This is a genomic window from Desulfobulbus propionicus DSM 2032, assembly GCF_000186885.1.
Taxonomy (GTDB): Bacteria; Desulfobacterota; Desulfobulbia; order Desulfobulbales; family Desulfobulbaceae; genus Desulfobulbus; species Desulfobulbus propionicus.
This window is the reverse complement of record NC_014972.1, coordinates 1,692,728-1,710,417: the sequence shown is the minus strand read 5'-3', so window position 1 is coordinate 1,710,417 and position 17,690 is coordinate 1,692,728. Positions and strand designations below refer to the sequence as shown.

The window sequence follows — 17,690 nt, the reverse complement described above, 5'->3', positions numbered from 1 at the left end:
GCCATGCGCATCCTCGACTGCGGCCTGGTCGAGTACCGCGAGGCCCTGGCTCTGCAGGAGCGGCTGGCAGCGGAAATTGCCGCCGGCAACGAGGAAGAGACCCTGCTGCTGCTCGAACATCCCGCCGTCTATACCATCGGCCGGGGCGGCGATCTGGCCAACATCCTCGATTCCACCCTCCCCGTTGAGCGTATCAACCGGGGTGGGGATGTGGCTTGGCACGGGCCGGGACAGTTGGTGGGTTACCCACTCGTTCATCTCGGCAGACGAGGCCGCGACCTCCATCGCTGGATGCGCTTCCTGGAAGAGGTGCTGATCGCCACCCTGGTCGCCTTCCACATTCCGGCGCACCGGGTTGCCGGGCAAACCGGGGTCTGGTCGTCTCGTGGCAAAATCGGCTTCATTGGTGTCGGCGTCCGCCACTGGGTGACCCTGCACGGCTTTGCCCTCAATGTCTGCCCGGACCTGCGGTCCTACGAACGGATCAATCCCTGCGGTTTGGCCGGATGTGCGGTAAGTTCGATGATGATGGAGACTCAAACACCACCGTCCATGGCGGAGGTCAAGCACACGGCACCCGTTCTGTTCCTGCAACAGGTAACCAAACATCTGCCACGAACTCCCCCTCCGCCTTCCCTTGTTCCTCGTTGATTATCTCCATGGCGACTCCAATCAAACGGCGACCAGAATCCTGACTCAGGTTGGCCGCACCGGTTTGATCCACACTCGACCGTTGACCATTGGAATCGCCGGTTGTGTGTGGTCGAGCAGGTGGCTGAGCCAGGAGGGAAAGAGGCGGGAACAGGAAATTTCAATCCACGCCCCCGCGTGGGGGGCGACGGGATTTGCCCGATTCAAAATCACTCGAAATTCTTGACCGCAATACTCGTTTCTGGATTGGCAGCCACTACAACGACAATATCCAGGAAGGATTTCGCGCCGTGCTGCAGGATTATTTTGAAGGTGGATACAATCGACGCGACTTGGCCGAGCTAATGAAGGTGCATTTTAAAACGCTGGGCGACAAGGGTACGGCCTATTGGGACTTACTCGCCGACCACACCGCCACTAAGATTAGGGAGATCGGCCGGGTGTCCGGATACGAAAAGGCCGGTATTGAGGTGGTTCGGGTTAAGGCCAGGCTCGACAGTAAGACCAGTGAGACTTGTCGCCGCCTGCACGGTACAGTGATCGCGGTTATGGATCTGCGCCGTCAGGTGGAACAGTACATGGCGGCCTGTGAAAGCGGCAGCAAGGAGAAGATAAAGGCTGCATGGCCATGGTGGAGCGACGCACAAGCCGAGAACCTGACCTCACAGAACGCCATCAATCGCCAAGTGGCGCGCGGCAAGATAGGACTCCCCCCTTATCACGCTCGATGCCGGACGATCACTGTTGCCGAGTTCTTCGCCCAAGCTGGCGACAACAGTGATGGGTCAGCACCAACAACCGGGCCGGAACCCAGCAAGAACCAGCCGCCCCTCGGTAGAATCCGCAACTATGCCGATGTGGAGCGGGTTATCGTTTCCAAGCTCGGCCACCTGGGCGGCGACAACCCAATCCGCATCGCCAAGGCAGAGCGCGGTATGCATGGTTCGTTTATGTGGACATATTCATCTGGAGACGTATATTTTTCAACAACCAAGACATGGGTCAGCTACACCGAGGCGACCGGCATTCCGGTTACGGTTAAATGGTCGCCTGCAGGTGCAATGATGGACGCATTCATCAAGATCAACCGCGGCGAACAACTCACATTTCTTGAGGAGTACGCCCTTGAATCGCTCTGGCACGAGATCCAGCACAACCGCCAGAACGCCGGCGTATCAATCGGGATCGGAAAGAAGTCCCAACGCCGGATGCTCATGGAGGTGGTCAACCAGTGGACCGCTCGGCGCACTTACCCAGCTGTATTGAAAGAGCTGGGTATCGAACCGGTTCACATGGAGATGGTGAAGGCGCAGGGTCTAGGATACCGGGGATGGATCAGAAACTTTGACACGTTACTCGCTAAGCTGGGTATCAGCGACGACAACATCCTGGAACAGCTGGTGCAAATCAATGAAGGGGTCAACCGGTGGAATTTCAAAGCGCCGGTGACGGACATGCTCTTTCGCGCGCAACAAACCAGCGCTGACCGGTCGGATATCGGCAAGGCGATTGACGCTCTCGACGACGATGTGAAATTCAACCAATTGCTTGCCAGGGTGACGCCATGAAAACCTATCTCGACTATCACCCGACCAGGGAAGAAATAGAGGAAAGCTTCGGCGACCCGGACGATCCAGAACTTGCCAATCACTTGAAACTTCTCGAAGGAACCGACACTGAAAAATTCAAGATTGCCGGGCTCCTCGTCGACCGCGGCGAGCACAAGGAGGCGCTGCGGATAATCGAGACAATTGCCGATGCCGAATACCGAGAAGACATGCGGCGTATCGTGCAATCATGGATCAATTTGCCACAAGGGGCGCTTTGGTAGGTATACAGTTGCTACTCTCAACGGCAAGCAACAGCTTAGCTCAGGTCACAGCTTCAACGTCAAAGTGATCTTGCCCTTGATCTCCTTGGCAATTTTTTCGTTCACCTTGTCTGTTAAATAGCGGTCGAGGAAGTCATATCCTTCGCGCTCCAGCTCCTCGGCCGCTTCCCGCAAGAAAGGCTTCCCCTTCCGCGCCGGTTGATGTACCGCCTTCACCGGGTGCCGTGCTCCTTTCCAAAACAGGGCCTTTTTGCCCTTGGCCCGAATCACCAGCGCGGGGTGGCCCTCATGGACCGCCCGTGATTTGCAGTTTCGGTTTCAATCCACGCCCCGCGTGGGGGGCGACCTTTGATCGGGTAGCGTTCGTTTAGCGGTTTCAAGTTTCAATCTACGCCCCCGCGTGGGGGGCGACTACCCGTGATGGTCGGATCATGGCCGATGCCGCGACGTTTCAATCCACGCCCCCGCGTGGGGGGCGACCAAACCGCCAAGATCCTGGTGGATAAGTGCCTGCGTGTTTCAATCCACGCCCCCGCGTGGGGGGCGACTCGGGTTGGCAAAACCGCTTTTGAGGGCCTTGATGTTTCAATCCACGCCCCCGCGTGGGGGGCGACCCTCAAGGAGCAGCAGGGTGCGGCCAACAATGCCATGTTTCAATCCACGCCCCCGCGTGGGGGGCGACACCCCATTTTTGGGGAGGCGTTAAGGGTGATATAGTTTCAATCCACGCCCCCGCGTGGGGGGCGACCAAAATTATCAGCGCTTACCATTCCGTCATAAAGTTTCAATCCACGCCCCCGCGTGGGGGGCGACACCATCACATTCCTCGATAGCGTGATCTTCATCAGTTTCAATCCACGCCCCCGCGTGGGGGGCGACGGCCTTGAGGATTTCGGCGTTGGCCTTGAGTTGAAGTTTCAATCCACGCCCCCGCGTGGGGGGCGACAGCGAGAGACAACCGAATAAACAAACAAACTAACGTTTCAATCCACGCCCCCGCGTGGGGGGCGACTAGTATATCATTATCCTACAGTATGGTAGTTATTATGTTTCAATCCACGCCCCCGCGTGGGGGGCGACAAACCCTAGATAGGGGACCGTTTCCCCCGTAACGTTTCAATCCACGCCCCCGCGTGGGGGGCGACTACAACGATAGAAAATAATGCACCGTACAGTAAAGTTTCAATCCACGCCCCCGCGTGGGGGGCGACTGGCCTCTTTGTAAATCTTCCCGGTCGTATACCCAAGTTTCAATCCACGCCCCCGCGTGGGGGGCGACACTCAAGGACAAGTTGAGGCAGGCGATTGAATCAAGTTTCAATCCACGCCCCCGCGTGGGGGGCGACGGCAATAGTCAGATACTCCGCATTGATACTGATGGTTTCAATCCACGCCCCCGCGTGGGGGGCGACTAGCCGAATTGGTGACCGTTGAGGAGCGCATCCAGTTTCAATCCACGCCCCCGCGTGGGGGGCGACATGTCCGACTATTCAGCCTGGGAAGACCAAAAACGGGTTTCAATCCACGCCCCCGCGTGGGGGGCGACGTTTATTCTCAACCAACTCAGCGATGACGGCGGGGTTTCAATCCACGCCCCCGCGTGGGGGGCGACCATCCCCACCGGTCCAACCATCCCGGAGGCCATGGTTTCAATCCACGCCCCCGCGTGGGGGGCGACGCCGGTACCTCACCCCGGCAACCATGAGCTCGACATGTTTCAATCCACGCCCCCGCGTGGGGGGCGACACCTCCTTTGTTTTTAAGTTCAACTTCCGATACAGTTTCAATCCACGCCCCCGCGTGGGGGGCGACCGTTTCGTAACCGCGACACTCCTTGATGCCAGATGTTTCAATCCACGCCCCCGCGTGGGGGGCGACCATCCCCACCGGTCCAACCATCCCGGAGGCCATGGTTTCAATCCACGCCCCCGCGTGGGGGGCGACGCCGGTACCTCACCCCGGCAACCATGAGCTCGACATGTTTCAATCCACGCCCCCGCGTGGGGGGCGACACCTCCTTTGTTTTTAAGTTCAACTTCCGATACAGTTTCAATCCACGCCCCCGCGTGGGGGGCGACCGTTTCGTAACCGCGACACTCCTTGATGCCAGATGTTTCAATCCACGCCCCCGCGTGGGGGGCGACACAAGGCTATCGAGGCCATGGTGAGCATGGCCCAGTTTCAATCCACGCCCCCGCGTGGGGGGCGACCGTCCTTCCCTGTCTGCCAGCATCCACAATCCAGGGTTTCAATCCACGCCCCCGCGTGGGGGGCGACGCGGTGAAGGAAGACGGTGACGCGCTGCAATACGTGTTTCAATCCACGCCCCCGCGTGGGGGGCGACCCACCGTTCTTGCCTGTGATCTCTTTGCGCTCAATGTTTCAATCCACGCCCCCGCGTGGGGGGCGACCATACCATTGTCCTATGGCGTGGCACTTACTGCGTTTCAATCCACGCCCCCGCGTGGGGGGCGACTTGGGGATTTTGTAAGTCCGTAACCGGGGGAGTTGTTTCAATCCACGCCCCCGCGTGGGGGGCGACCTATCACCTGAGCATATAAGCAATGGGAAAAAGGTTTCAATCCACGCCCCCGCGTGGGGGGCGACTAGTAACCCGCTCTTGCCACTGGTCGGCAAGTATGTTTCAATCCACGCCCCCGCGTGGGGGGCGACCCGATCAGCAGGATTGTGGCCCCTGACCCCTCGTGTTTCAATCCACGCCCCCGCGTGGGGGGCGACTGATCATGAACAAGAAGATGGCGCGGAAGTTCACGTTTCAATCCACGCCCCCGCGTGGGGGGCGACATATCATGGGTCAATGTGGAGGGGGCGGCATGATGTTTCAATCCACGCCCCCGCGTGGGGGGCGACTCATTTTTTCTTTCAGCGCCTTTGCGGCTTCCGGGGTTTCAATCCACGCCCCCGCGTGGGGGGCGACGCAGCTCGCCGAGCAGCTGGGCAAAAGCAAAGAGTTTCAATCCACGCCCCCGCGTGGGGGGCGACTCGCCCTGCACCATCCCCAGGCGCAGGGACCCGCGTTTCAATCCACGCCCCCGCGTGGGGGGCGACAACCCACCGGGTCAACCTCCTTTATCAGTCTGCAGTTTCAATCCACGCCCCCGCGTGGGGGGCGACGCGCCTGCCAGGAGTTATTGGCAGCGAGCCGGCCAGTTTCAATCCACGCCCCCGCGTGGGGGGCGACGCGCCTGCCAGGAGTTATTGGCAGCGAGCCGGCCAGTTTCAATCCACGCCCCCGCGTGGGGGGCGACCGGAGCTGCGGCAATCACGTCGTCAGACACATCGTCGTTTCAATCCACGCCCCCGCGTGGGGGGCGACCTTTGAATGGCAGTCCGGAGCGTGCGGTTCGGCCGTGTTTCAATCCACGCCCCCGCGTGGGGGGCGACATGAGCGCTTCGCACACGATTTCATGGTGCGGCGTTTCAATCCACGCCCCCGCGTGGGGGGCGACAGCTGGTTAAGGTCAGGCCGGACTGGATGCACCAGGTTTCAATCCACGCCCCCGCGTGGGGGGCGACGCAGTGCGGGTGTACAGCTACGGCACGCTCATCGGCGTTTCAATCCACGCCCCCGCGTGGGGGGCGACCGCCCGGCAAGAAAAGGGAGCACCTTCTTTGTTACGGGGTTTCAATCCACGCCCCCGCGTGGGGGGCGACTTTGCGCTCTCCAGCCATCCATTGCCTGATGCGGCGTTTCAATCCACGCCCCCGCGTGGGGGGCGACCACACGGGCATGCTTGCGCAGCCATGTCAGCACGGGTTTCAATCCACGCCCCCGCGTGGGGGGCGACCGATTCGTTTCAGGCTGATATGGCCATTGACTTGGTTTCAATCCACGCCCCCGCGTGGGGGGCGACTTGGCCCTGCAACCGCGCCAATGTCTCCAGCAAGTTTCAATCCACGCCCCCGCGTGGGGGGCGACCGCATAAGCGTCGGCGATCTGCGGCCATGCTGCCGCGTTTCAATCCACGCCCCCGCGTGGGGGGCGACAGCAGCAGCAGGTGTGGCAACAGTTGATTTCAGAGTTTCAATCCACGCCCCCGCGTGGGGGGCGACGTCGGGTTCCAGTTGTGCCGAAACTGCTCGGCGCGTTTCAATCCACGCCCCCGCGTGGGGGGCGACCAGAGGTGCCGGCACCGGTGTTCTCCTGGTTTGAGTTTCAATCCACGCCCCCGCGTGGGGGGCGACTTGGCGTGTTGCCAAAACTCGGCATGGTGATGTGGTTTCAATCCACGCCCCCGCGTGGGGGGCGACATTTCAGACCCTCCTGGTCGGCGCGTCGCCGGTGTTTCAATCCACGCCCCCGCGTGGGGGGCGACGACATGAGGCGGGATCGATGATCGATGCGGCCGAGGTTTCAATCCACGCCCCCGCGTGGGGGGCGACTGGTTTCGTTTCTGGCCAGGACGTGACGGTCTCCGGTTTCAATCCACGCCCCCGCGTGGGGGGCGACCCGCCGCCAATAATCTGAACCCAAGATGACGCTAAGGTTTCAATCCACGCCCCCGCGTGGGGGGCGACTTGATGGGGGAGTTTCGTTATTGGCATGTTTCGGTTTCAATCCACGCCCCCGCGTGGGGGGCGACCTATTTGCTCAAGCGCAATGAGCGCAACCTGCATGTTTCAATCCACGCCCCCGCGTGGGGGGCGACTGCCTGCCAATGCTCCGATCATGACGATTTCCTCGTTTCAATCCACGCCCCCGCGTGGGGGGCGACGCCCGCCGACGAGCGCAGCGATGTCGGTTCAAAAAGTTTCAATCCACGCCCCCGCGTGGGGGGCGACCCGGTCATTCTGCCGGGTTCATCGCTTCAAAACCGTTTCAATCCACGCCCCCGCGTGGGGGGCGACCGTCTTCATCCCATTGAGCGACACCAGGAGCGGCGTTTCAATCCACGCCCCCGCGTGGGGGGCGACCCCCCTTCCTTGTCTATATAGTAACAACTGCACCGTTTCAATCCACGCCCCCGCGTGGGGGGCGACTTCGCTTAGGTTTCATTCAACCCCCCTTGCCATGTTTCAATCCACGCCCCCGCGTGGGGGGCGACGGCCAGCAACCTGACCAGATAATACGATTTGCCGGTTTCAATCCACGCCCCCGCGTGGGGGGCGACCCAGCGATGCAGCCGCGTCGCTGCTACCGGCAGTCTGTTTCAATCCACGCCCCCGCGTGGGGGGCGACAGGAAATCCCCCTGGAGGATTACCGCTTTAACAGGTTTCAATCCACGCCCCCGCGTGGGGGGCGACTAAAAACACTTTCGATTTTCGGGTTTACTATCTGTGTTTCAATCCACGCCCCCGCGTGGGGGGCGACTTGGTCATAGTCGAGCAGGTATACCGCTTTAACAGGTTTCAATCCACGCCCCCGCGTGGGGGGCGACTTGAAGTGCCTGTCATAAGTCATGATGTCGTCTTTGTTTCAATCCACGCCCCCGCGTGGGGGGCGACTTTGGTCATAGTCGAGCAGGTATACCGCTTTAACAGGTTTCAATCCACGCCCCCGCGTGGGGGGCGACGGCCAGCAACCTGACCAGATAATACGATTTACCAGTTTCAATCCACGCCCCCGCGTGGGGGGCGACTCGCGCAAGGGCCGGAGACCAGCAAGGAGCAGCGTTTCAATCCACGCCCCCGCGTGGGGGGCGACGCAATTGTTGGACTTGAGGCTTCGATGGAAGCGGTGTTTCAATCCACGCCCCCGCGTGGGGGGCGACTCGGTTTGAAAACTTCCTTTTTATCTGCGCCGAGTTTCAATCCACGCCCCCGCGTGGGGGGCGACGGCAGCAACAAGGCAGCAAAAAAAGGCAGCAAAAAGTTTCAATCCACGCCCCCGCGTGGGGGGCGACGGCGACGCTAAAACTTGCACGGCATGGGCGCTTGAGTTTCAATCCACGCCCCCGCGTGGGGGGCGACTCGGGCGATACGGGATGCGGCGTAATGTTGCGAGGTTTCAATCCACGCCCCCGCGTGGGGGGCGACGGTCGATCTCTGGCGCGACAGCGACCTCTAGCTGGTTTCAATCCACGCCCCCGCGTGGGGGGCGACACGATATCTACCAGACAACCGACCACCCAGCATAAGTTTCAATCCACGCCCCCGCGTGGGGGGCGACGAGGCATATAACGAGTTTGTCGCCAGCAGCAGCGGTTTCAATCCACGCCCCCGCGTGGGGGGCGACTTGTCTCCCACTCCTCGTTGAGGGGGAGGCTGAGTTTCAATCCACGCCCCCGCGTGGGGGGCGACTTGCATCCGGTATCAACTTCTCCGCGTTCCTCGCGTTTCAATCCACGCCCCCGCGTGGGGGGCGACGCGGTGAAGAGCAACGGTGACGCGCTGCGATACGTGTTTCAATCCACGCCCCCGCGTGGGGGGCGACTGCTGACTCGCAACATTGCATTACGAATCAGTTTTTCCAGCATGTTCCGCGATCGTCCGATCTGAGCGGCTTGATTCACCTCCTCTTGTTGCTCAAATCCTTGTCAACCGTCGCAACCACAGGCATCGCGAACCGTCCGTCATCTGCTGGGCGATGACGGTTCGCGGACCGGTTTACACAATCAGCGGACCTTCCTGGTCCACGCTCTCCTTGGCGCCGACATGCTCCACCCGGTTGCGCCAGTTGGCCCCGAGGAAGTAAAAACGGAGACTGTCGGCCTCCATGTCGATCTCGTCAATCAACGCCTGCCGCAATCGGGTCCATTGCGCCGGGTCCACCATGCACTCGAACACCGAAAATTGTACCCGCTGACCGAAATTGCGGCACACCTTGGCCACCCGCCGCAAGCGCTTGGCGCCGCCTGGCTCGCTTGTGCGCACATCGTAACTCACCAGCACCATCATGGCCGCCCTCCCCTATTTCCACATCACCGGCGGATAACCGTCGAGTTCGTCACGCAGATAGCGGGCAAAGAGCAGGGCTTGGGTATGAAAAAACAGCCCCAGCGACATTTTCTCCTCCAGAAAGGGATGCACCATTTCTTCCTGTTTGCGCTTCTGATACGCTACCAGCAGGGTTTTGCGGGCCTCATCGCTCATCCGCACCGCGCCGCCGTCGCTGAACACAAAATCCTCCTCGCGCAACTGTCCCAGATTGACCAATGAAACCGCCAGCCGATCCGCCATGGGCCGGAACTCCTCCATCAGATCAAGGGCCAATCCGGCCCGCCCCGGACGATCGCGGTGCAGATAGCCGACCGCCGGATCAAGGCCCACCGATTCAAGCGCGGAGCGCACATCGTTGAGCAGCAACGTGTAGAGGAAGGAAATCAAGCAGTTGATACGGTCAAGCGGCGGCCGGCGACTGCGCTGGCGCATGAAAAATTTGTCTTTGTCGCGGACGATGAGATGATCGAAGGCACTGAAATAGACCCGGGCCGCATCACCTTCCACCCCGCGCACCTCCTCCAACGCCAATCCGCCCTGCAATCGCCTGAGCGCCGCTGCCAACCGGTCGATAGCCTCCTGTAGCACCGGCGCATCTACCTTGTTGCCATGATCACGCAAGGCGCGAAGGAGCACGGTCCGGCAGTTGGCCACCTTGCCGAGCACGCAAGCACTGGCCACGGCAGCGGAAAAATCCGGATCGTCGGCGCGGCGGTACTGCTCGCGCCGCAGCAGCACGTTGCCCGAAACCGGCCCTTGCACCCGCGCCAGAAATCGCCCGTTTTCAGTGAGAAAACTCATCCCCACCCCACGCTCGCCGCAGAATCCCATCAAAAAAGGGCTGCAACCGACATTACCGAGACAGACGATGGATTCCAGGGTATGGAGCGGGACCCGCAGGACCACCTCGCCCTCGATGCGGACCGCCACGGTCTCGCCATCCTTGGCCAGGTAGGCCCCCTGGGTGGTGACGAACAGGGTGTTGAGATGTTTTTTCATACCCCCATCATTTTGTGCAGATAATGCCCCACCCGCTTCCTGGTCGCCACCTTGGGCAGACAGAGCGGCATGAATGAACAGTTCTCGCAGCGGGCCGCATAATGGGGTGGCGGCGTCCTTCCCCCCGTAAGCAGGGCGTGGACCGCCTTCGCCGTCTGTGCCGTCTTCTCCCGCAAGGGTGCGTCGAACAGCACCGCCGACCGCCGCTTCTTTTCGCCGTAGTAGAGCGCCCCCTCGGGTACGGCGCACCGTAGCATCTCTTCCAGACAGAGGGCCTGAGCGCAGAGCTGCACCCGGTCGGTATCGTCCTTCTTGGGTCGTCCGCGCTTGTATTCCACTGGCAGGGGACACCACAGCCCATCCTCCCGCCGATGAAATTCGACGATGTCCGCCCGGCCGATCACCCCCAGCCGCAACGAACGAATGGGCACATCGAACTCCACCCGCAGTTGTCGCCGCGATTCCCGGCCGCCGCCATGCACCCGTTCATGAAGGAGGCGACCTTCGGCGGTCAATCGGTTTTCGAGCCATTGTTGTTCGATATGGATCAAAGCACACTGGCGCGGACAGAACAGGTAATGCTGCAAGGCGGAGATCATCACCAGGTCGTCCTCGTCGTACGGCGGCGGTTCGTATGTTTTGAGGATCGATTGTTCCGGGGCGATCTCAGCCATGCTGCCCTCCTCCGTCGGATGGGATTGATTCGCCGAGCAAATTAACGATCAACCGGATGAGCACCTCCTTCTGGACCGGGTCGGAGGCGGCCACTAGCAGGGCCAGGGCTACCACGGCCTTGTTGTCGAAGCGGACTGTCTCGATCAGCCCGCTTTCCTGCAGATAGAGGAGAAAAAGAAAGGAGCCGATGCGCTTGTTGCCGTCGCTGAAGGGGTGATCCTTGATCACGAAATAGAGGAGATGGGCGGCCTTTTCCTCGATGCTCGGGTAGAGGTCCTGGCCGCCGAAGGTCTGATGGATGGCGCCGAGAATACCGGCCAAGCTTTCGCCGCGCTCCCGACCGAACAAATCGGTGGCCTCGCCTCTGATCGCCAGTTCTTCCCGTAAACAGGCAATGCCCCGGCGCACCATGGCCAGATCAAAGCCCACCGACTCCCGCCGATTGAGCCCGGCCGGCAGGGCCAACCGGTCTTCGTCGTATTGCAGGAGCAATTGCCAGCTCATCCCATAGCGCCGCACCAGCTCCACCACCGCCAATCCGGTTTCGTCGGTGAGTTGATTGCGTTCCAGGGCTGCCGCCAACAGATCGAGCACGCCTCGCAACTCGGCCACGCCCTGCTCTGCCAACCGTCGCCGGTTGAGGGCATACCCCTTGACCAGATACTCCTTGAGCACGGACGAGGCCCAGATGCGAAACTGGGTGCCGCGTTTGGAGTTGACTCGGTAGCCGACAGAGATGATCGCATCCAGGTTGAAAAATTCCACCTGGTACGTTTTGCCGTCCGCGGCAGTTGTTGCATTTTTTGCAACAACTGCCGCTCTGACCAACTCTCCTTCCCGAAAGATGTTCCTGAGATGTCTGGATATTACCGACTTGTCACGGTCGAACAGCTCGGCTATTTGGGTCAACGAGAGCCAGACGGTTTCCTCCTGAAGCCGGACATCCAAAGAGGTTTGTCCGTCTGCGGTCTGATAGAGGATGATGGCGGAGGGTGCGGAATCAAGCTGTTGCATAGGAAAGGACACCTCCATTACAGCTTCAATATCACAGTTATGGATTACAGTTTTTCCAGTAACGTCACACCATCAGGTGCTGCGCCAACCTTCACCACATAATCCTTGAACGAACGGGCCGGACCGGTCGAGCCTTCCGCCCGCTGGATGTCGATCAAGTCAAACAATTTGTGCGCCGGGGCATTCCCCATCTTATTCTCATGTTTGAACACAAAGAGCTTGCGGCTGCTCATCAATCCACGGGCTGCGGAACGGTCGTGCTCGAACATGTTGATGACGGCCTGCCAGAACAGGTTGAGATCGTCTTCGCTAAATCCGGTTTGAGCGGCCAAAGGGGCTGAAATAAAGCCATGGCAGCAATAAAGTGCGTATGGGACGGTAAATTTTCGCCCCATGGTTCGGTTGTCGCCCTGCTGCTTTTCAGCTTCGGCCTCGGTGGCCACCGCCATACGGGTAATGCTGTGCTCCAATGGCACAATCTGATCAACACTCCGGGCAAAAGTAAATTGTACCGGACCACGGACTTGGCCAGCATTCTTCCCAGTGGACATCACAGCGCCGAATGTACGCACATCGTAATATTTACCGCACATGAATTGGCGAGCAGCCTCCGTTTTATCTCCTTTCTCTTTGCTTTTCACAATGTCCTGTTCATGGGCTTCATCAATAAGGTTATTGAGAATGGCCCTCTCCTTCACAAATATATCAAAGGCCACTGCCCCGCCTTTCTCCAATTGCACATAATTGCGCACCTTCCGTTTGAGGCAGACATCGGTGACAAGACCATGCCCTGTTTCCGGGTCGATACGAGGCAGGTTGCCAGCGTCCGGATCACCGTTGGGGTTACCGTCTTTTACATCAAACAAAAGCACAAAGTCATACCGGTTCTGGATTGGATTTCTCATAAGTTGCTCCTCCTAGGAAATATCAATTGGTTTCGTTTTTGATGAAAAAGGCTTGGCGTTGATGGTAGTAGCCCACCGCGAAGCGGCCTTGATCCTGAAGAGAGAGATGCGTCGGGAAATCGACAATGCCATCCATGATCTCGCCGATCACCTTTTCCAGATTCACGGCACGGCCCCGGTTATCCAACTTGGCAAGATGATGATTTTTCAATTTCATCAGATGCGGAAAAGCGGCCACCGGAGTGCTGGAAGCTGCACCATAAAAACGGTCGCGGATGGTTGCATTGATGCCGGGGCTTGCCTCTTCTTGAATCTTTTCCAGCGTGGCGAACAGTCGCCCGAGCCGATAGCCGATATTGCTGTTGCCTGTATCCAAGGCCATACCTACCTCCTGTTCTGATTGACGATAAAATCGAGCTGCCCGAGCCAGAACCGCTTTTAAAAGCGCGGCGCGGGGATAGGTTATTTCACGTTCTGCCCGGCAACGGCGGAGAACCGCCGCCAAGAGGGTTTTTGGGTAAGGGGTGCCGGCGAGAATTGCCTTCATGAACTCGCCAGCAAGATTGGGTGGGATATTTTCCGACTTTCCTTGCAGGGCTGTGGAGACGAGTAAGCGGAAAAGGGATAGAAACCCAGGCTGTTTGGGGCCATGCACCATTTTGCAATCTTCAAAATGTTGCAAGATATGGCGGGCAGTCTCACCCACCGTGCCCGCATGCCAAAAACGCACAGCGATGCGGGCGGCGTTGGGGGCAAGCCCCAAAACGAAGAATGGCGTGTAATCTTCAGTCAACGGTGGCGCCCCGGCCTTCGGGGCTTCGTAGAGAATGCGAATAGCCTTGGTGGCTTGCTCGGGATTTTCTTTCGATGGTTCGCCAAAGATGTCGGCAAAAACATCTTCCAGATCGTTTTTCTTCTCGGCCCAAAAGACGGTAGAAGCATCACCAACTTGCATTCGCTGCTTCGAGCCTTTGACCAACATGGAATTTAGTGCCGTAGTATATGCAAATTCAGCCCTTCCTCCCACCGGCGCATTCAATCCTTGTTCTTTTCCATAAGAACGAAACGCATCGAGGTTGAAAGAAACAATATTGGCTCCCGACGTTTGTGCGCCCCATACCCCCTTGATAGCCGTGTGCAGGCGGGTCGGCTCATCCGGTTCGCCGGAAACAAGGCACACCCGATGGGTATCGCCCCCTTCCACTCTTTGCGTGTTACCTATGAGTTGCGCAACAATACCAGGGCGCTGGCAAATCAGACAGGTGTCCGTGTCGAGTCGAAAGGATATATTCATCCCCTTTTCCTCAATTTCTTTCCACGCGGTATGGGAAAAAAGCTGCTCAAAATCTCTTTTCCCGAGGAAATTCAACACGGCTGCAATTGCTTCGTCCTGCTCGTTATCCGAAAAAGTCGCCCGAATAGTATCTTGGAAACATTGAAATTGTTCTTGTGCTCGTTCTAAAAGTTTGACTGTTTCTTTCTTGGGATCCGGTTTGGGCCGACCGACGATATAGGCTGGTGTATCCCATAAAACATTTGCGGCGATTCCACTGGTTTTCTTGATACCTTTCGGGACGGTAAACACCCGTGCCAACTTTTTCTTCCCTTCTCCCTCGCGCGTATCATCTAAACCGATAAAATGCCCGGAGCGATCCAACACAATGACAAAGGGTATTTCCTTTTTTTCAAATCCCTCGGGAGCCACTTCCGCGCCGGCTTCTTCGGATAGACGGCGATAATAACTTGCCAAAGCCTGTAAAATCATTGCCGCACCTCCCCATCGCCAGGCGATGGCACAAGCAAAACCCCATTGGATAGTTCCGCCCGAAAGAAAGAAGGTCGGCAGGATTCGGTACAGCAATGCACATGGTTTTTGTCGGCCCGGTTGTCATGCTGAATATCGTACAGCATCCAGCCAAGATCACGGGATATACCTATCGGTTCCGGTAACGGTTCCTCCTGACGGATCAAAGTGAAGTCAGCGGCAAATTCCCGGCAACCGAGGTAGGGCCGATGAAAGCATTGCCCCTTCTCCGCCCTACGCAGAAACATTTCCTGAAACTTGGTGAGGTTGTCTTCCGCCCCGGCCTTGGCTGTTAATTCCAGACGCGCATGGATGGTGTAGGCCACATCCCGCAGGAACAATCCGGCCCGCTGTTGCCTCTGGTCCTCAATAAAAATTCCGTTGGAACGCGGGGACATGACACTGCCGACCTCGTTCCTCCGGACTGACTCCCAACGGATCGGAGCCAGGACGTCGATGCGTTCCACCAGCCAACGAATAGCCGGTTTCCACAGGATGGCCTCAAGTACGCCCCGAGCTGCCGAAGGCGTCATCACATCGTACGAAACACGTTCCACTTTCATTTCTGGCCTGGTAAAGCAGGCGTTTCGCCCCCAGACCTTGAGGCGGAAGAGAGCGCTTCGCTTTCCGTTTCCGTTCATGTTTCCTCCTTCAGATCATCAGTTCATCCGGTGCGTAGATCAAAGAACGATCCGCGCAAAACCCGAGATTACGGTCGTACAAATTACCGTGCCCCTGCACAAAGATACCGGGATGGATTTCCTCGATGGCTCCGTCGATCAACAGTTGCCCATGGACGGATCGTGGCAGATTGACCACATAGCGTTGCGCTTGCCGAAGAATCCAACGTTCCGGCCCCTGGCGCCGCAAAAGATCAATCAGTTGGCAGCCTTTTTCCCCATATTGAACAAGGACCGGCACATAAACACCTTCATCGATGAGCTTGAACTTTTCGGCGGCCGTGCGGAAACTGATCCGCAGTTCCGGGTCATTGCCAAGCAATTCCAGAATATTTTCCTTGTCGAGCAGAGAGCCGCGCAGCCAATAGAACATCCGAAAATACTGCTCGAACCGCTCCGGGGCAAGAGGATCAACCTTCTGCTCCATTAAGAGTTGGCGACCGATCTCGGCGGCTTGTCGAAGATAACCCGCAGGTATCTTGCTCTCCGGTTGAAAGATGTACACCATGCCTTGCTCCAAAGCCCCTTCCCGGTTGCAACGACCGGCTGCTTGCGCCACGGAGTCGAGCCCGGCAAGCGCCCGGTAGACCACTGGAAAATCGAGGTCAACACCTGCTTCGACAAGTTGGGTACTGACCACTCTTGTTGGCTTTTCCGCCTTCAGGTTGGCCTTGATTTCAGCAATCCGTTCAGACCGATGCGCCCCGCACATGAGAGCGGAAAGATGGAAGGTGCCTACAGGCATTTTCTCCCACAGGACACGGGCATCGTCACGACGATTGACGATGCAGAGCACAGATTCATGGCTACTAAGGCGTGACGCGAGAGCATCCCAGGGGAGTGAAGTCGTTAGTCCCTCCAGAGTCTTTACCCTGGTGCGTTGCAAGCGCTCGTAAAGGTTCAATGAAGGGGGAATGATTTCTCGTAAACCGGGTAGGCCAGCAAAATCGAAATCCATGCTCTTGTGTGGCCCGAGGGCAGGCTGAGTAGCTGTGGAGAGCACGAAGGTGACGCCGTAATTCTCCTGCAGCTCTCGCATGACTTCCAAAACCGGTTTGAGAAAATCTGTCGGCAGGAGTTGCGCTTCGTCCAGAATCACCACGCTCTGCGCGATATTATGCAGCTTTCGGCATCGGCTAGTGCGGCTGGCGAACAAGGACTCGAAGAACTGTACCGTGGTAGTGACAATGAGGGGAGCATCCCAATTCTCGCAAGCCAGGCGACTGCGCGCATCTTCCTTTGACACATCGGCGACATCCAGGTTGCTGTGGTGTTCCAGAACCGCCTCGCCAAAGATGGCGCGGAACTGGTCCGCCGTCTGCTCGATGATACTGGTATAAGGAATAACGTAGATGATTCGCCGTTTGCCATGAAAGGTGGCATGGCATAGGGAAAATGCCAGAGAAGAAAGGGTTTTGCCACCACCGGTGGGCACGGTGAGGGTAAACAACCCCGAGGAATCTGCCGCCTTCTCCCTACACGCCTGCAATACCTCGGCGCGAATGCGGTTGACCTTTGTGAAGGGCGCTCCTGCTGTTTTCTCGGTCATATACCGATCAAACAACGGCGCCAGTTCGGTAGGAGTGGGATACCCCTGACGCCGCCGAGCCTTTTCAGGGTCCATGAAAGCCTCGGTATCGAGAAAATCGGCATCAACAAGGCTGGAAAAAAGCATGCGCAGCCAAAGCGAACGTGAAAGCCCGGTGCCGTTTTTTGCTTTTTCTGTGGGGAGTGCTTGATTCAGGATTGCGGTCGGGATACCAGCCTCTATTGCCGTTGGAAGCAACTCCTTCTGTTCCAGCCGCCATGCAAGAGATGCTCGTGGCGCAATTTCGCTCTGCCAATCCGGCAGTCCCGCATGGTGGCCCATAATGCAATAGGCCAAGATACGCCCAATCTTACCAAATCGCTCGATAGCCAGTAACGCCCCCGCTGATGAGTGGTTAACCCGCCCTTGCTTGCTCTCCAAATGGGCTTCACTGGCCTGCCGGATATACTCCTGGAAATCGGGAGAAAATTTCCCCAGATCATGCCAAAGACCGACAAGCCGCCCCCAGGATGCGGCACCAAACGCCATTGCATGTTGCTCTGCCAACTCGGCAACTTTTTCCAAATGGGCTTCGAGACTTTGCCAGTCCGACGGTGACTTTGAATGTGCAACTGGAACTAAGGTGTCATGATGGTTCATTGGAAAATTCCCTGTACCTCTTCTCTTGTATCCGGCATGGCT

The 17,690-nt window shown here is 58.3% G+C and carries 12 protein-coding genes and 1 CRISPR repeat array; of the genes, 3 read left to right on the top strand and 9 right to left on the bottom strand.

The window, feature by feature from the left end; all coding sequences use genetic code 11:
- Window positions 1-3: 3 nt before the first annotated feature.
- The 3 genes from lipB to DESPR_RS07445 all read left to right on the top strand — a co-directional run bounded on the left by lipB (window position 4) and on the right by DESPR_RS07445 (window position 2,482).
- Complete coding sequence (lipB, locus tag DESPR_RS07455; protein ID WP_015724192.1) at window positions 4-651, top strand: lipoyl(octanoyl) transferase LipB; 648 nt, start codon at window positions 4-6, stop codon at window positions 649-651.
- A gap of 194 nt (window positions 652-845) precedes the next feature.
- Window positions 846-2,219 (top strand): hypothetical protein, encoded by a 1,374-nt coding sequence (locus tag DESPR_RS07450; protein WP_169701560.1) that lies wholly within the window; start codon window positions 846-848, stop codon window positions 2,217-2,219.
- Window positions 2,216-2,482 carry a hypothetical protein gene (locus tag DESPR_RS07445; RefSeq protein WP_015724190.1) on the top strand — a complete coding sequence of 89 codons (267 nt, stop codon included), beginning with the start codon at window positions 2,216-2,218 and terminating at the stop codon, window positions 2,480-2,482. Before DESPR_RS07450 ends, DESPR_RS07445 begins: the two co-directional genes overlap by 4 nt.
- A gap of 45 nt (window positions 2,483-2,527) precedes the next feature.
- Here the strand turns inward: DESPR_RS07445 and DESPR_RS19150 are convergent, their stop codons facing one another.
- The 9 genes from DESPR_RS19150 to DESPR_RS07400 all read right to left on the bottom strand — a co-directional run bounded on the left by DESPR_RS19150 (window position 2,528) and on the right by DESPR_RS07400 (window position 17,648).
- Window positions 2,528-2,656 (bottom strand): hypothetical protein, encoded by a 129-nt coding sequence (locus DESPR_RS19150; protein ID WP_272867047.1) that lies wholly within the window; start codon window positions 2,654-2,656, stop codon window positions 2,528-2,530.
- A 206-nt stretch (window positions 2,657-2,862) separates the two neighbouring features.
- Window positions 2,863-8,877: direct repeats of the CRISPR family, unit length 32 nt; unit sequence GTTTCAATCCACGCCCCCGCGTGGGGGGCGAC.
- Between the two features lie 173 nt (window positions 8,878-9,050).
- Window positions 9,051-9,341, bottom strand: coding sequence for a CRISPR-associated endonuclease Cas2 (gene cas2 / locus DESPR_RS07435; RefSeq protein ID WP_015724189.1), 291 nt, complete (start codon window positions 9,339-9,341; stop codon window positions 9,051-9,053).
- 12 nt (window positions 9,342-9,353) lie between these two features.
- Window positions 9,354-10,382, bottom strand: a complete 1,029-nt coding sequence (gene cas1c, locus DESPR_RS07430) for a type I-C CRISPR-associated endonuclease Cas1c (protein WP_015724188.1) — start codon at window positions 10,380-10,382, stop codon at window positions 9,354-9,356.
- Window positions 10,379-11,056, bottom strand: coding sequence for a CRISPR-associated protein Cas4 (cas4, locus tag DESPR_RS07425; RefSeq protein WP_015724187.1), 678 nt, complete (start codon window positions 11,054-11,056; stop codon window positions 10,379-10,381). Before cas4 ends, cas1c begins: the two co-directional genes overlap by 4 nt.
- The gene (locus DESPR_RS07420; protein ID WP_015724186.1) at window positions 11,049-12,071 is read right to left on the bottom strand and encodes a virulence RhuM family protein/type II toxin-antitoxin system death-on-curing family toxin; all 1,023 of its coding nucleotides are present in this window, start codon (window positions 12,069-12,071) and stop codon (window positions 11,049-11,051) included. The genes cas4 and DESPR_RS07420 overlap by 8 nt, the downstream gene beginning before the upstream one ends.
- Window positions 12,072-12,115: 44 nt before the next feature.
- Window positions 12,116-12,976 (bottom strand): type I-C CRISPR-associated protein Cas7/Csd2, encoded by an 861-nt coding sequence (cas7c, locus tag DESPR_RS07415; RefSeq protein ID WP_015724185.1) that lies wholly within the window; start codon window positions 12,974-12,976, stop codon window positions 12,116-12,118.
- Window positions 12,977-12,998: 22 nt separating this feature from the next.
- The gene (cas8c, locus tag DESPR_RS07410; protein WP_015724184.1) at window positions 12,999-14,741 is read right to left on the bottom strand and encodes a type I-C CRISPR-associated protein Cas8c/Csd1; all 1,743 of its coding nucleotides are present in this window, start codon (window positions 14,739-14,741) and stop codon (window positions 12,999-13,001) included.
- Entirely contained in the window at window positions 14,738-15,421 is a 684-nt protein-coding gene (gene cas5c, locus DESPR_RS07405; RefSeq protein WP_015724183.1) for a type I-C CRISPR-associated protein Cas5c, read from the bottom strand. Before cas5c ends, cas8c begins: the two co-directional genes overlap by 4 nt.
- A 10-nt stretch (window positions 15,422-15,431) precedes the next feature.
- A complete protein-coding gene (locus DESPR_RS07400; protein WP_015724182.1) occupies window positions 15,432-17,648 on the bottom strand; it encodes a CRISPR-associated helicase/endonuclease Cas3 in 2,217 nt (738 codons plus the stop codon).
- Window positions 17,649-17,690: the final 42 nt, after the last annotated feature.